Source organism: Flavobacterium sp. FlaQc-57 (assembly GCF_044007395.1).
Lineage (GTDB): Bacteria > Bacteroidota > Bacteroidia > Flavobacteriales > Flavobacteriaceae > Flavobacterium.
In genome coordinates this window covers 82,872-100,411 of the sequence record NZ_JBIPDA010000003.1, presented here as the reverse complement: position 1 = coordinate 100,411, position 17,540 = coordinate 82,872, and the positions used below count along the sequence as shown (strand labels likewise).

Genomic DNA, 17,540 nt, shown 5'->3' with positions numbered 1-17,540 from the left:
AACAAAATAATTTATGAAAACGAAATTATTTCAATATATAACAATTACTCTTTTGCTTTTCAGTTTTAGTTCTTGTGTAGACGATTTGAACACATTGCCTCTAAACAAAAATGTTTTAACGAGTGATAAAGTTTATAATACCTCAGAAGGTTATAAAGCAGTTCTAGCCAAATGTTACGGATCGCTAATACTTAATGGTCAATCTGGTCCTGATAAAGACGGAGATCTTAGTGGTTACGATACAGGCTATAGCGGATATACAAGAGCTATATTTTATCAGCAAGAATGTACAACAGACGAAATAGCGTTGCATTCCGGTAGTTCGCAAGGTTCAAGAGATCTTTTGTTTGTGTCGTGGAATCAATCAACTTCAATTAATATGTATTCTTACTATCGTCTTTACATGACTATAAGTTATTGTAACGAATTTTTACGCGAATCAACAGATAGTAAGTTGAAAGAGAGAAATTTGTACGATGAATTAAAAAACGAAATGCCATATTATCGTGCAGAAACTCGTTTTATTCGTGCGTATTGTTATAGTATGATTTGTGATCTTTACGGATCAGGTCCTTTTGTTGATGAAACAATGCCAGTAGGAACTATTCCACATCAAAAAACACGTCAGGAAATTTATGCTTTTGTAGTTTCAGAAACAGAAGATCTTAAAGATAAACTAAAAGCCCCGGGAGAAAATGAATATGCGCGTGTTGATCAAGCGGCAGCATGGTTTTTATTGTCTCGTGTTTATTTAAATGCTCAGGTATGGGCTGGTAAAAATGAATATGAAAATGCGTATCAAAATGCAAAGAAAATAATCGATTCAAGGAAATATCCATTAGCGCCAGATTATCGTTATATTTTTCTGGCAGATAATAATACTTGCAAAGAAATCATTTGGCCATTGCCACAAGACAGTCAGAATACGATAAATAGTGCAGGAACAAATTTCACCATAAAAGCACTCACAGATGGTTCTATGGCATCTTTAATTGGTATTGCAGGTGGCGGATGGGGAAATGCGCGACTTAAAACGCAATTGGTAAATAAATTTGATCCTACCGACCAGCTTTTTGACATAAATGATCCTTGGGGAGATAATAAAAAAGACAAACGCGCTCAGTTTTATACCATTGGTCATACCAAAGAAACCTGGACAAATGGAAAAGCGTTTCTTAATGATTTTAAAAACGGTTACGCTACTATAAAATGGCGTAATAAAACCAAAGACAGAAAAGACATTGCAAAAGATGGTACCGTTTACGCCTCTATTGATTATCCAATGTTTCGTACTGCCGATGCTTATTTAATGGCTGCCGAAGCTATTTTAAGAGGTGCCAGCGGTGGACGTGGCGAAGCTTTAGCTTATGTTAATGAGATTAGAGACAGAGCTTACATGTCCGGAGCATATGGTACAGGAGTTTCCGGAAAAATAAACGATAGCGAATTAACGCTGGATTTTATATTAGATGAACGCTCTCGTGAATTGCATACAGAATCAGTGCGTCGTACAGATCTTATCCGTTTTAATAAATTCACAAAAGGATATAATTGGGACTGGAAAGGAAGTGACGGATCTGCGGGTAATTATATCGGAAAAGATGTAGATGACAAATACAAACTATTCCCAATACCTCAAGATGAATTTACGGTGAATCCTAATCTAACACAAAATCCTAATTTCAAATAAGGTATTAATTATTTATATTCTAAATACCAGCATATATTTGTTGGTGTTTAGAATATTTTTTTTGCAAAAATTAAATAAAAAAGATGAAAAAAATCCGTTTATCACTATTGTTTGTACTAGCTAATTTGTCGATTATTTTAGCTCAAACAACCCAACAAGAAATGTTTGATACTCCAGAGAAAACAGCTGGAGTTAATTATGCTTATCCTGCCAAAGATATTGTTGCTACCACGGCCATTCCAAAAGGATATGAAGCGTTTTATATAAGTCATTTTGGGCGTCATGGTTCTCGTTATCTAATAAGTGACAATGATTATAAAGTTGTAATAGATCAATTGGAAGATGCCAATAAAAACGGAGCACTTTCTGATTTAGGCAAAGATGTCTTAAAGCGATTACAACAATTATGGAAAGAAGTTGAATTTCGTGGAGGAGATCTTGCCCCTTTGGGAGAAAGAGAACAAAGAGGTATTGCAGAACGTATGTTTAAACAGTATCCAAATGTTTTTACAAAAGAGGCAAAAGTAGATGCAAGTGCTACAACAGTAGTGCGTGTGGTTTTAAGTATGGATGCTTTTTGTGAACGCCTTAAAGAGCTAAATCCGAGTTTACAGCTTACTAGAAATTCAGGTATAAAATGGCAGCGATACCTAAACCATCATACACCAGAAGCAATCGTTTTTAGATCAGCAAAGGATACCTGGAAAGAAGAATATCTTAAATTTGAAGCAAAACATACCAATCCGGATCGTTTGGTTAATTCTCTTTTTTCTGATAGCAGTTATATTGTCAAAAAAGTAAACCCATCAGAGTTTATGGAACACTTGTTCTCCATTGCTGGAGGAATGCAAAATACAGAAACAAAGCAATCTCTTTACGATTTATTCGAAAAACAAGAACTTTTCGACTTGTGGCAATGCGGAAACTATCGTGTGTATGTGAACGATGCAAACTCTGCTCTTAACAACGGAATTATGTTTGAAAATCAAAAGCCAACATTAAAAAATATCCTGGAAAATGCCAATAAAGTAATTGCATCAAAAGGCAATGGAGCTACACTTCGTTTTGCTCATGATGGAAATTTAGTTCCGCTTGCAATGCTGCTACATTTAGAAGGAAGCTATAACAGTATTTCAGATCCGGCGAAGTTTTACGAAGTTTGGAGTAATTTCAAAATAGCACCAATGGCCGGAAATATTCAAATTGTATTTTTTAGAAAGCCTAAATCAGATGATGTACTTGTCAAATTCCTTCTTCACGAAAAAGAAGTTTTGGTTCCAACAATTCAAACAGATATTGCCCCTTATTACCATTGGAAAGATGTAGAAACTTATTATAAAAGTTTACTTTTGATATAAAGCAACACTAATGTATTGTGTGTGTTTTATGAAACCACAGTACTTCTTACGGATTTCCGGAATTAAAATTTAATGTAACCTTAAACTGAAAGGAACTGTGTTTACTTTACAATGTTTTTAGTTTTTGTAATTTTCGGGTTTCTGATTATCTTTAAAAATACTAATAAATAATATAATAATGAATAGAAGAAAGTTCTTTAGAAATGGCTCTTTATTTACATTAGGAGCAGTAGTTATGAATCCTTTTCAGGGTTCTGCTAATATTTTAGATTTACAATCAGTTAATAAAAATAAGAAAGCAAAAAATATTATTTTATTGGTTAGTGACGGGATGAGTACAGGAACATTAAACATGACTGATTTGTTTCTGAACAGAAAAACTGGTAAAGGTTCTAACTGGATACAATTATACAAAGACAACAGGGTTTCCAGAGCATTAATGGACACGGCCTCAGCAAATTCTATAGTAACCGATTCATCGGCAGCGAGTTCTTCTTGGGGAGGAGGTTTTCGTGTAAATAACGGAGTACTGAATGTAAGTCCGGACGGGAAACCCAATTTACCTATTTGGCAGAAGTTCAAGAAAGCTGGAAAAATGGCAGGTTGTGTGACAACAGTCCCAATAACACATGCTACTCCCGCTGGTTTTTGTGTTAACAGCAAAAGCAGAAATGCGCAGGATGACATTGCTGAACAGTACTTAGAATTGGGTTTTGATATTATGATGGGTGGCGGAGCCAATTATTTCAGTCCAGAAGCTAGAAAAGATAAAAAAGACATGTTTGCTGCTTTTAAAGCTAAAGGATATCAGGTTGTAAAAACACGATCTGAAATGGAGGCTGCTTCTACTACGCAACCTATTTTAGGCGTGTTTGCAGAAGACGGGCTTCCGTACTATGTAGATAGAAACAGTGATGAAGATTTAAAGAATACTGTTCCTAGTCTAGGTGAAATGGCACAAAAAGCAATTGACAGAATGAAGAGCCATAAAAATGGTTTTGTTTTGCAAATTGAGAGCGGAAAAGTAGATTGGGCAGCACATGGTAACGATATTGCAGGCTTGATTAACGATCAGATTGAATTTGATGAAGCAGTAAAAATCGCTATAGACTTTGCAGAAAAAGACAAAGAAACATTAGTGATTATCACTACAGATCACGGAAATGCAAATCCTGGGATTATTTACGGGAAATATGCCAATGATAACTTTGATAGCATTCAGAAATATACCCAAACAAACGAATGGATTCTGAATCAAATAAAACCTGAATCCTCCATTTCGCAGGTAAAGGAAATTATTGAAAAAGCAAATGGACACTCTGTTTCCGATGCCGATGCAAAAATAGTCTTAGAGTATTATGGAGACCTTCATAAAGAGGATGGTTTATATAATTACAAAAAACTTCCCTACAAAGCTTTTGCAGAAATGCAGGGGAAAATAAATTCTGTTGGCTGGATCAGTATGGATCATTCTGCCGACTATGTAGAACTCGCAATGTTTGGTCCTGGAAGTGAACTTTTAAAACCTTTTGTAAAAAACACAGACTTGCACTACTTAATGCTGCAGGCTGCAGAAGTTGAAAATAAGTTTTAAATGATGATATAAAAATAACTTCGTATAATTCAAATTACTTCAAGTTTAGAAGGTTTTTACAATCTTGTGACTAACATAAAATTATGGAACAAACCATTTCAAAACTCGCACAGCAGTGCGAGTTTTTGATTTAAATTAGGAATTATAGAAACTAAATAAAATGTTCTAAAACTTTAACGATTTAATTTTTACGACAAAACTGTCATTGCATGAAAAAAAATTAAGTCAGGCCCTCCCCTTTTTTTATATAATCATTAGGCGTAATACCGTATATTTTTTTGAATTCACGGCTAAAATATTTTGCATCATTAAAACCAACTTGCATCGCAACTGACACAATAGAAGTTTCTCCTTTTTGAAAAAACTCGACTGCGTGCTTTAGGCGCTGTGTTTTAATAAATTCATTTAGTGATAAGTTGGTAAGTGCACTAAATTTCTTGTACAAAACAGATTTACTCATCCCGATTTCTGAAGTAATAAAAGCGAGGTCTAAATTAGTATTGGCAATATTATTTTCGATAATCTGATGTAGTTTCTGTAAAAACTTTTCATCCTGCGACGATTCTATACTTTCTATAATTGGCAATTTTAATAATTGTTCGCTGTATTTCTTTTGCATCGATCCTTTTAAAGACAAGAGATTACGTATATTCAATTGCAAAATCTGATCACTAAAAGGTTTTGTAACATACGCATCCGCACCATGTTGCAAACCATGTATCTGATGTATCGGAGCCGACTTTGCTGTCAGCATAATCACAGGTATGTGAGAAGTTCGTGCATCTGTTTTTAATTTTCTGCAAAGCTCCAAACCATCCATGATCGGCATCATTACATCACTAATAATTAAATCCGGAAGAGTCTGAATAGCATTTTTCCAGCCTTCCAGCCCATTTTCACTTACATGAACATGATACTGATTTTCTAACGATTGTTTGATAAAATCTCTTACTTCATCGTTATCTTCTACAATTAAAATATGAGCTTCTTTGTTTTTATTATCCATAACTTCAGGACTGTCAATTAAGTCTTCTGATGTATAATGATCAACTTCCTCATAAATTGCGCTTTCAATCTCTGACGCAGAAACAATATCAATCTCGTTTAAATGTTTTTTCCCCAGTGGCAATACTACTGTAAAAGTGGTTTTTCCTGTTTTGTTCGCCTTACTTGGTTTGCTTTTTACTTTTATTTTACCTTTATGAAGTTCTATCAAATTTTTTGAAAGTGCCAAGCCAATTCCTGTACCCATACTTTGATCTGCCTGATAAAAGTTATTGAAAATATCGTCAATGTTATCAATTGCAATTCCTTTGCCGTTATCTGATACAGTAATCTTTACCTGCTGATTTTTTAATATAATTTCTAAGGATATTTTACCTTGGTTTTGCGTAAACTTGAAAGCGTTCGAAAGCAAGTTAAAAAAAACTTTTTCCATTTGATCCTTATCAAAATACACCAAAATTTGAGGATGGCTGCTTTTAAAAGTGTATTGAATATTTTTTGATTCGGCAAGCGTTTGAAAATAATCAAAGATTTCTTTTAACGAACTCACAATATTTTCTTCGAAGAAATACATACGTAAATTCCCCGAATCTGCTTTTCTGAAATCTAATAACTCATTCACCAATCGATACAGTCGTTCTGTATTCTTTTTTATACTGAGCGCATATTTATTTGCTGTTGTGTTTGCCGTAGTTAATTGCTCTAATTTTTCAATTGGCCCAAGAATAAGCGTTAATGGTGTTCTGATTTCATGCGAAATATTGGTAAAAAAATCCAACTTCATTTGATAGCTTTTTTGCTGATGTTCAGCTTCTAATTGCTCAAAATAAAGCTCTTGCTTAAGCGTTGCTCTGGCATTAAAAAACTGAATAATATAGTATGCTACTACACAAGCTGTTATAAAATAGATTAAATATGCCCACCAGGTCTTCCAGAGCGGCGGAAGTACCTCTATATTAATATTCTTTGAATTCTTGTTCCAAATACCATCATTATTTGCGGCTTTGATCATAAATTGATATTTCCCCGCAGGTAAATTCGTATAGGTTGCCGTTGGAATATCGACATAATTCCAGTTTTTTTCAAAACCATCAAGTTTGTATGCATACTTATTCTTACTTGATTTTATAAAGTTTAATGCCGAAAATTCAATAGAGAAAATATTTTGATTATGATCAAAAGTTAAAGTATTGGTAACATTAATATCTTCGTTTAAAAGCCCTGTTTCATCATTAATTCTAACAGGTATATTAAACAATTTAAGATTTGACAGCACAACATCCGGTGCTACCGTATTTCTCTCTATGTTATTAGGCAAAAAACTAACTAAGCCATTATAAGTTCCAAAAAACATTCTTCCCTGACTGTCTTTTAAAAAAGAATTGGTATTAAATTGAATATCCGGTAGTCCATCTACAATATTAAAACTTCTGAAAGTATTTAAATTCCGATTGTATTTTACCAGACCATTATCAGTGCTGATCCATAAATTGGTATCGTTATCTTCTGTAATACCCAATATATTATCGCTGGGTAAACCGTCGCTAATACTGAAAATTTTAAAGGTGTTTTTTTTTAGATTGAGTAGTGCTAAACCGTTATGGTAAGTGCCAACCCACATATTACCCTGACTATCCTCATGAAAGCAGTTAACATTGTAGTTAAATGGCTTGTTTGCGCTGTCTTTGATTTTTTTGTACAGCAGTTTTGAATCTTTATAAACATGAATTCCAATAGGAGTACCTATCCAAACAGCACCTTTTTTATCCTCAAATAATGCCGTAACTTGTTTTTCGAGAAACACTTTATTGGCACTAGTGGCATAAAAACTAAACTTTTGTTGTGCAATATCATAAATATTAAGTCCTATTTCTGTTCCAATAAATAATTTATTTTGTTTACTAAGCAATAAGCAGTTAACATTATCTGAAGCGATACTATTGCCGTTTTTGGCACTCCGTTTATATACCGTAAAATCGGAAGTTTTGGGATTAAAAAAATTCAAGCCTCCTAAAGCTGTACCTATCCATAAATTCTGGTCCTTATCAATAGCAATCGCTTTGACTAAATTAGAGCTTAAACTATTTTTATTGGTAATACTGTTTTTATAGGAGATAAATTGTTGGCTGCTTCTATTAAAATAATTTAATCCTCCAGCTTCAGTGCCTATCCATAAATTATTTTTATTGTCTTCAAGAATTGCACTAATTACATTGCTGCTGATACTATTTTTTTCGGTATTGTTTTGATAAATAGTGAAAGGCGTATTTACTGAATAAACGACATTTACTCCTCCAAAAAAAGTACCTATCCAAACAGAACCATTTTTATCCTGAAAAATTTCATGAATAGAATTTTGACTTAAACTGTGCGGGTTTGTAGAATCGTGTTGGTAATTGATAAAGAGATGCGTGTAGGGATTCAAAATAGACAGACCGTCCTGAGTTCCAATCCAGAGACTTCCATTTTTATGACGTATAATTTTACGAACATTATTATTTACCAATGTATTTTTGTCACTACTATTTTTTATAAAATGACGCAGCTCTCCTGTTTTTTTATCAAAAAGATAAATACCGTTGCTTTTTGTACCAATCCAGTATTTTAAACTTTCGTCTTGTACAATACTGGTAATTTGATCGACAGTAGCCCCGCTTTTAAATAGCGAACCAAAATGTCTTTTTACAACAAGTTTTTTGTGTGCGAAGAATAATTCAAATAAACCAGCAGAGGTTCCAACCCAAATATGTTTTTCATTATCTTCAAAAAGTTCCGAAACTTGTAAGTTCTCTTTTGCAATTTGAATAGGAATAATTTTTTTACTGTTTACAGCTTTAAATTTAAGCTGTGACAATGAACCTACCCATAAATTGCCCTTAACATCTTGTAATACCTTTAAAATATCTTCTCCTTGCGGTATAAAAGATTCAAAGGAATTATCTTCAGGATGGTACAAATCCAATCCGCTAGACGCTACCCACATATTATTATGATTATCAAGCTCTAACTTTCTGATAAAACCATTTGACGATATACTTGTTTTGCTTTCAGGATCCTTTTTGAAAATTTTAAACGTTCGGCCATCAAAACGGTTTAAACCATATTTTGTACCCAACCAAATATATCCAGTTGAATCCTGATTAATAGACAAAACCGAGTTATTGGAAAGACCATTCGTAACATCTAAGCGATTAAATGATATCGGCTTAGATTGCGAAAAACCCTTTGAAACAGAAAACAAGCTTAGGAAACAAATCCAAAAAAACAGAAATATCAGGCTATGATTTTTAAAAGTCATTAAAATGATTTTTAAGGTTTATAAAATGAGGTAATCAATTAAAATACAATGCAGTAATCAAACTTACAAGTACGAAGTATAAAGTAACAGTTCAATAACACGCTCTAAATAGATTACAAAGGGTTGTCAAATGTAATAGAAAATTCATAAGTCTGAAAATAATAAATTCATTTAAATCTGTAATATACTAATTTTTATACCTCTTTAAGACTTTATAAATATGATATTCGCAACATTTTTTGATAAATAGTGAATTTTAACAAGTTTAAGTTTACTCATTGTCTTGAATCGTGACACAATTAGATTATAGAATTCATGAAAAACAGTTCAAAATGCACAAAATCACTGCAACAGGAAGATTTTAACCTAAAAAAGGAAGATAATACCACTTTTGAAAATGATGTCGAATTAGATTTGAAATCGGAAAAGTGATCAAAAACTATTTTTTGAATATTAAGCATTCCGATTATGTAGCACCTTATGAAAAAAATATATCTTATATATTATACCTTTTCAGTAATGGCAATAGCCTCATGTTCGCACGTACAGAAAAATGAAACTGCTAAAAAGCCTAACGTCATTTTTATTTATGTTGATGATTTAGGTTATGGCGATGTAAGCTGTTATGGAGCAAAAGCAGTAAAAACTCCAAATGTAGACGATTTGGCTGCCAGAGGTATACAATTTACTGATGGACATTGTGCTGCTGCCACCTGTACATCATCAAGATTTGCCCTGCTTACAGGAAGTTATCCTTTTAGAAATAATGTGAATATGCTAAGTGGAGATACACCATTAATTATAAAGCCGGAGCAAGAAACCATTGCAGATATATTTAAAAAAGGTGGTTATACCACTGCAGTAATAGGCAAATGGAATTTAGGTTTAGGAAATGGCAACCTGAATTGGAATCGTGAAATTAAGCCCGGACCACTAGAACTTGGCTTCGATTATAGTTTCATAATTCCGGCAACACCAGACAGAGTTCCTACCGTATTTGTTGAAAACCATAAAGTTGCTAATTTGGATCCGAATGACCCTATAACAGTTAGTTATGATAAGAGAATTGGAACAGATCCTGTTGGTTTAGAAAATGAAGAAATTTTAAAACTATACGCAGATCCTCAACATAGCGGCACTTTAGTCAATGGAATAAGCCGAATTGGTTATATGAGCGGTGGCCATAAAGCATATTGGAAAGACGAAGAGTTTCCTAATGTTCTCACCAAAAAAGCAGCTGATTTTATTACAGATAATAAAGGTAAGTCGTTTTTCCTGTATTTTTCAATACCTGATATTCATGTACCCAGAGCACCAAATCCAAAATTTGTAGGTAAAACAAATTTGGGGCCTCGTGGCGATGCAATTGTACAAATGGATTGGATGACTGGTCAAATTGTTAAAAAGCTGAAAGAGTTAGGAATAGAAAACAATACCATTATCTTTTTTAGTAGTGATAATGGTCCCGTTTTAAATGATGGTTATGCCGATAAATCGTTAACAAACATAGGAAACCATAAACCTTCCGGACAATTTAGAGGAGGGAAATACAGTGCTTATGAAGCAGGCACACGCGTGCCAACAATTATATATTGGCCACATAAAATTAAACCCTCTAAAAGTGATGCATTATTCAGTCAGGTAGATTTACTAGCTTCATTTGCAAAATTAATCGGGGTCAAAATACAAAATAAAGAAACTGCAACAGATAGTTTCGATATGCTTGATGTATTAATGGGAAAAAGCAATAAAGGACGAAAATATCTGATCGAAGAAGCTTTTACCATGAGTATTAGAGAAGATAACTGGAAATATATTGCGGCACAAAGCAAAACTACTCCGGATTGGCTGATGAATAAAAATGTCGCATCAGGCCTGCAAAAATCACCTCAGCTTTATGATTTAAGTAAAGATCCAAAAGAAGAAAAGAATTTAGCAGCAGAAATGCCTGAAAAAACCAAAGCATTAGCGGCACAATTATTAAAAATAATGAAATGGCCCCGGAATAGCTCGAAATAATACATATAACCCTCAAATTAAGGACATTCAAATCAAACAATAATAACCTTTAATACAAAAAACAGAACTAAAAGGAATATTTTCCTCCCGAAAAGGATGATTTTCTACTCAAAGAAAACGATTTCGAAATAATTTTGAAACCAACAAACAGTACAAATCATAAGGAATAAAAAAACACTAAAGTTGACATTTTTTTAAATAACTTGAATGCTTGTTTCTATAGCCTGTGTTTAAATAGTGTGCTCTTTACGAATTGATATTTTATTTTATGTAAACGAAACCAACATTTAACTAATAACCAAGAATTAACTATGAAAAAACTGAATTTGAAATACCATCCGTTTAATAAAACGCTAATACATTTATTTGTTGGTATGTTCGTATTAATGACACCGGTTTTTGCTCAGGCACAAAGCAACATAATATCTGGTACAGTACAGGATGAAAAGAAAGATCCTCTTCCCGGTGTTTCTATCCTTGTAAAAGGAACTAAAGATGCCACAGTAACGGATTATAGTGGTCAATATAAAATCAAGGCCGATTCAAAAGATCAATTAATTTTTTCTTATATGGGTTTTGAAACTGCTACAGTTGCAGTGGGAAATAAAACTTCACTAAATGTTGTTCTAAAGTCTACAACCAGTAATCTGGATGAGATTGTTGTTATTGGATACGGATCTGTAAAAAGAAAAGATTTAACAGGATCAGTTTCAAGTGTATCAATGTCAGATTTTAATAAATCTCCTGTTCGTTCTTTCGATGAAGCTTTAGCAGGTCGTGTTGCCGGAGTTCAGGTAACCTCATCAGATGGTAGACCAGGTTCTGGGACCAATATCGTAATTAGAGGGAACAACTCGGTTACACAATCAAATAGCCCATTGTATGTGATTGATGGTTTCTTGATTGAGGATCCAAATAATAATATAATCAATCCAAGTGATATAGAGTCTATTGAGGTTTTAAAAGATGCATCGGCTACCGCTATTTATGGTTCCAGAGGAGCAAATGGTGTTATTGTAATTCAAACCAAAAAAGGTAAAGAAGGGAAAACTGTTTTTGCTTTTTCAAGCTCTATTGGTATTCAGCAAATCGCCAACAAAATGGATGTAATGAGCACTTACGAATTCGTAAAATATCAATTAGAAAACAATACTAATTTAACTAGTGCGCAAGGGCAATCAAAAACTCCAACGGAAATTTATCTTACCGGTCCGGGAAAAACACTTGAAGATTATAGAAATGTGGGAAGCACAGATTGGCAGGATTTAGTTACCCGAACTGCTTTGTTTCAAAACAATAATCTTTCTATTTCCGGCGGAACTAAAAAAATAAAATACTCATTATCTGGATCATATACTGACCAGGATGGTATATTATTAAACTCAAATTATTTAAGATATCAAGGTCGTGCAAATGTTGATTATAAAATCACTAATAAGTTAAAAATCGGAGTTAATTCAAATTATAGCTATTTGAAACAAACAGGTCTTGATCCTACACAGTCGACTACTAGCGGCAGCGGTACCACAAATCTTATGACTTCTGTTTGGGGATCTCGTCCGTATACTCCTGATGTTGAAAATCCTGAGGATCTTTTTATGGACCCAAATATTGATTCAGCAAATGATTACAGAGTAAATCCTGTTCTAAATCTTGAGAATACTTACAATGTAACGACTACTAAAAATATTGCTATAAATGGATATCTTGAATACTTGTTTACCAAAGATTTAAAATTCAGAACTACTTATGGCTTTATTGAAAATCATTCTGATAGAGATGAGTTCTATAATACCAAAACATCTTATGGACGTCCGGGGAATCCAAATGGGGTAAACGGAAGAATGATGCAAAACAATTATAACAATTGGCTGAATGAAAATACCCTTACTTGGGATAAACAGTTAGGAGCAAAATCAAAATTTAGTGCTTTAGGAGGTTTTACTGTTCAAAAACAAAAAACTTGGTCTAGCGGTAGAGCTGCAAATCAGTTGCCAAACGAAGACATAATGTTTGACGGCTTTGATCAAGGAACTCAGGTAAGGATAGATCCAAGTGAATCACTTTGGACAATGAGTTCTTTTTTAGGAAGAGTAAACTATAATTACAATTCTAAATATATGGTTACCGCTTCTTTCAGAGCAGATGGATCTTCTAAATTTCCTTCAAAAAACCATTGGGGATATTTCCCGTCGGGTGCTGTTTCATGGAAATTTAATGAAGAAAATTTTCTGAAAAATTTTAAAAAACTATCTGAAGGTAAAATACGATTGAGCTATGGACAAACCGGTAACAATCGTGTAGGAGATTTTGATTATCTTACCACCTATTACAATCCGGCAAATCCTTTATTTGGAACCTATACTTTTGACAAGAATTATGTTGTTGGAGTTGCGGCTACAAAACTTGGAAACTCTGACCTAAAGTGGGAAACGACAGAACAGGTTGATGCAGGTATTGATTTAGGTTTCTTTAATCAAAGAATTACTTTCACTGCAGATGTCTATCAAAAAACAACTAAAGATTTATTACTTAAAGCGCAACTTCCCTTATCTACAGGATTCACCACAGCATATAAAAACATTGGTAGTGTACGAAATAGAGGTTTAGAATTAAGTTTGGTAACAAAAAATATTATTACTGATAATTTTACTTGGACCAGCAGTTTTAATATCGCTTTCAATAAAAACGAACTGTTAGCCTTAGCCGAAGGACAAGACAAGTTAGAAACTATTATTCCTTGGGATTTTAACTGGAGTACCGTAAGTACTTATGTGGCTAAAAAAGGAGAATCTTTAGGTGACATGTATGGTTTTGAATATCAAGGAACTTATAAATACAATGATTTTAATACTTCCGTTAATGGTAGTGGTGTAACGGTATATACTTTAAAACCGGAAATTGCTACTAACGGAAACACGAGAGCAAATATTCAGCCTGGTGATGTTAAATATAAAGATCTAAATGGTGACGGGACTATAAATAAAAGCGATTATACTAAAATTGGAAATGGCTTACCGGTTCATACAGGCGGATTTAGCAATAATTTCACTTACAAAAATTTTGACTTAAATGTCTTTTTTCAATGGTCGTATGGTAACGATATTTTAAATGCAAATCGTATTCTATTTGAAGGAAATCAAAAAGGACAGGAAGGTTTAAATCAATTTGCGAGCTATGAAGATCGTTGGTCAGCAGCAAATCCAAATTCTGATGTTTTCAGAACAAAAGGTTTAGTAGGATCAGCAGTTGGATATTCTTCTTTTTATGTTGAGGATGGCTCTTATTTGAGATTAAAGTCAGCAGCAATAGGTTATACTTTCGATCAAAAGTTTGTTAAAAAAATGCACCTTAAATCATTAAGATTTGCACTTTCGGCACAGAATATATTCACTTGGACAAAATATTCAGGTACAGATCCAGAGGTAAACACATATAACTCTGCATTAACTCCAGGGTTTGATTTCTCTGCTTACCCTCGTGCACGTACAGTATTCTTTGCTACTAACATTACATTTTAACAACATTAAAATACTTAAAAAATGAAAAAGATATATATAATATTAGTATTGGCGGCCTTTACCACCAGTTCTTGTGAGAATTTTTTAGATACCGAACCTGTTCAGAAAATTGCTATTGAGCAATATTATACTAATGAAGCAGGTTTAACTTCTGCTTTAGCCGGAGTATATGATCCGTTAGGTCAGGAAACTTTATATGGCAACCAGCTGTTTTTTAACTTAGAAATTTGTACAGATGAAGGATACTATGCCCGAAACACACAAATATCAGGACCGTCTGTTAATAGCTTTGATGCTACTGATGTAAACGTTTCAAATATGTGGTATGAACTTTATAACGGAATTAACAGAGCCAATGATTTGATCGCACATATCGATTTACCAACAATGGACGAAGATAAGCGAAAAGTTATATTAGGTGAAGCCCTGTTTTTAAGAGGATATTATTACTTTTTATTGGTAAGCAAATTTGGTGATGTGCCTTTAAGATTGACACCAACCACAAGCCCAAATCAGGCTGCGTTAGCCAAAACACCTTCGACTGAGATTTATGCTCAAATATTGAAAGATATGACAGAAGCCGAAGCAAAAGTTAGCGCAACTAAACCATTAACGGCAAGCCGTGTTTATAAAACAGTCGTTCAGGGAATTCTGGCAAGGGTTTGTTTACAAATGGCAGGATATCCTTTAATGGATAATACAAAATATGCAGATGCATTGGCTTGGTCTAAAAAAGTAATAGATTCAGGACAACATCAATTAAACATTAGTTTTAAGACCATTGCACCCACTGGACAACCTGCAACTTATTATAATACTTTTAATCCATCAATTGCTGCTAATACTCCAAATAATGCCTACCGTCAAATATTTATAAATGCCGGTGAAGACGCTTATGATACAAATGAGTCTATGTGGGAAATTGAGTTTACAGGAAATCGTGCTTCGGATTCTTATGTTGAAGGTGGCCGTTTAGGAAATAATATCGGTATTACATTTTCGCCAGCAGCAACTAGTCCTTTGGTAGCTTCTATGGGACATTGTTATGGTTTCTTAAAAGGAACAGGAAAATTATTCAGAAGCTATGATCCAGCAGGAAATGACTTGCGTCGTGACTGGGTGTTAACAACTTACACTCTAAATAATAGTACCGGAGCCAGAGCCAATCTTGCCAAAACAATTCAATATGGCAGAGACTGTGGGAAATGGAGAAGAGAATATGAAACGCTTACTCCAAAAAATAAAAATTATACGCCAATCAATTATCCAATCTTGAGATATGCCGATGTACTTTTAATGTATGCTGAAGCCGAAAATCAGGTAAACGGACCAAGTGCCAGTGCTATTGAAGCTGTCAACAAAGTACGTCGCAGAGGTTATGGACAAACGAATGTTTCAGCAGCTTATGCATTATCAGATGCGGCAACAACCGTAGCAGCTTCTTCTAAACCTTCTTTTCAGTTGTTTATTGAAGATGAACGTATGCGTGAATTATGTTTTGAAGGAACACGCCGTTCAGACTTAATTCGATGGAACAAATTTGTTACTACCATGAATACAGTGGGTGCAGATATGGCAGCCGCTCCAACAACAGGCACATTAACTTCTGGAAACCAACAGTATGGCGGTTTAGGTGGAAAAAATGTTGTTGAAAAACACTTATTGTTCCCTATTCCCTCTTTAGAAATATCATCAAATACCCTGATGACACAAAATAAAGGTTGGTAACCATCAAAAAAAGCCCAGAGAATATCGTCTCAGGTTATTTATAATTTTTTTTACTGTCTCGCTCGAAACAATATTTTCGGCGAAATACAATCTAATGCCTTAAAAAATGAAAAAACTCATTCTTATCTTCCTATGCTTTTCCAGCCTTTGTGCTTTGGCTCAAAAAACAAAAAATAATACGGCCATGAAAAATTTAATTTCAGAAAACTTTGAATTTGCGGAAAAGCAATATAAGCTTTTGGAAAAAAATACTCCTCAGGATTCTATGCCTCGAACATATGAAAAAAAACATAATGTTAACAGTGATGTTTACTGGTGGTGTAGTGGTTTTTATCCAGGAACATTATTATATATTTATGAATATACCAAAAACCCAACTGTTTTAACCACTGCAAAAAAACGTCTTGCCATTTTGGAACCGGTTAAAACATTCACTAAAAACCATGATTTGGGTTTTATGATGTATTGCAGTTATGGAAATGCTTACCGCCTTTTAAATGATCCTGTCTACAAAGATGTAATCCTGACATCGGCCAAATCATTATCTACCCGTTATCGTCCAAATGCTAAAGTAATTCAATCATGGGATGTTACGGATGGAGGATTAAAAAAGAAAAAGTTCATGGGACCAGTTATCATTGACAACATGATGAATCTCGAAATGTTGGAATGGTCCAGTAAAAACAGCAATGATAAATCCTTTGCTACTATTGCAGAAACCCATGCCAATACTACTATAAAAAATCACTTTCGCCCTGATTACAGCAGCTATCATGTACTAGATTACAATCTCAATACAGGAGAAGTTCTTAAAAAAGTTACTGCTCAGGGAGCTGCAGATGAAAGCGCCTGGAGTCGCGGGCAAGGATGGGCTTTATATGGTTATACAATGATGTACAGATTTACTAAAAACCCAGCTTATCTAAAACAAGCACGTGGTATTGCTAAATTTATATTGAATAATCCAAATTTACCAAGTGACAAGATTCCATATTGGGACTTTGACGCGCCTGAAATTCCAAATGCATTGCGAGATGTTTCAGCAGCTTCGGTATATGCATCGGCATTTTTAGAACTTGGTCAATATACAACAGGTAAAGAAAAAACGGAGTATGTAAATGTAGCCGAAACTATTCTAAAATCATTATCAACTCCTAAATACAGAGCTGAGTTAGGAACTAATGGCGGCTATATTTTAATGCATAGTGTGGGATCAATTCCGCATGACAGCGAGATAGATGTACCGCTTACTTATGCTGATTATTATTTTTTAGAGGCATTATTACGATACAAAAAATGGTATTTATAAACTTGTAGCACAACTATT

At 33.9% G+C, this 17,540-nt stretch carries 8 protein-coding genes; 7 read left to right on the top strand and 1 reads right to left on the bottom strand.

From position 1 onward, the window contains the following. Positions 1-13: 13 nt before the first annotated feature. The 3 genes from ACHRVZ_RS11485 to ACHRVZ_RS11475 all read left to right on the top strand — a co-directional run bounded on the left by ACHRVZ_RS11485 (position 14) and on the right by ACHRVZ_RS11475 (position 4,642). Positions 14-1,690, top strand: coding sequence for a RagB/SusD family nutrient uptake outer membrane protein (locus ACHRVZ_RS11485; RefSeq protein WP_395422581.1), 1,677 nt, complete (start codon positions 14-16; stop codon positions 1,688-1,690). An 83-nt stretch (positions 1,691-1,773) separates the two neighbouring features. Next, on the top strand, positions 1,774-3,048 hold the full coding sequence (locus ACHRVZ_RS11480) for a histidine-type phosphatase (RefSeq protein WP_395422580.1): 1,275 nt from the start codon (positions 1,774-1,776) through the stop codon (positions 3,046-3,048). A 178-nt stretch (positions 3,049-3,226) separates the two neighbouring features. Then, positions 3,227-4,642, top strand: coding sequence for an alkaline phosphatase (locus ACHRVZ_RS11475; RefSeq protein WP_395422579.1), 1,416 nt, complete (start codon positions 3,227-3,229; stop codon positions 4,640-4,642). Positions 4,643-4,862: 220 nt separating this feature from the next. Here ACHRVZ_RS11475 and ACHRVZ_RS11470 read toward each other — a convergent pair whose 3' ends face one another. Next, complete coding sequence (locus ACHRVZ_RS11470) at positions 4,863-8,945, bottom strand: two-component regulator propeller domain-containing protein (protein WP_395422578.1); 4,083 nt, start codon at positions 8,943-8,945, stop codon at positions 4,863-4,865. Positions 8,946-9,425: 480 nt separating this feature from the next. Here ACHRVZ_RS11470 and ACHRVZ_RS11465 point away from each other — a divergent pair, with 480 nt between their 5' ends. The 4 genes from ACHRVZ_RS11465 to ACHRVZ_RS11450 all read left to right on the top strand — a co-directional run bounded on the left by ACHRVZ_RS11465 (position 9,426) and on the right by ACHRVZ_RS11450 (position 17,522). After that, on the top strand, positions 9,426-10,964 hold the full coding sequence (locus ACHRVZ_RS11465) for an arylsulfatase (protein WP_395422577.1): 1,539 nt from the start codon (positions 9,426-9,428) through the stop codon (positions 10,962-10,964). Between the two features lie 311 nt (positions 10,965-11,275). After that, complete coding sequence (locus ACHRVZ_RS11460) at positions 11,276-14,485, top strand: SusC/RagA family TonB-linked outer membrane protein (protein WP_395422576.1); 3,210 nt, start codon at positions 11,276-11,278, stop codon at positions 14,483-14,485. Positions 14,486-14,506: 21 nt separating this feature from the next. Beyond that, on the top strand, positions 14,507-16,213 hold the full coding sequence (locus tag ACHRVZ_RS11455; protein WP_395422575.1) for a RagB/SusD family nutrient uptake outer membrane protein: 1,707 nt from the start codon (positions 14,507-14,509) through the stop codon (positions 16,211-16,213). A 184-nt stretch (positions 16,214-16,397) separates the two neighbouring features. Continuing rightward, complete coding sequence (locus tag ACHRVZ_RS11450) at positions 16,398-17,522, top strand: glycoside hydrolase family 88 protein (protein ID WP_395422574.1); 1,125 nt, start codon at positions 16,398-16,400, stop codon at positions 17,520-17,522. Positions 17,523-17,540 lie beyond the last annotated feature (18 nt).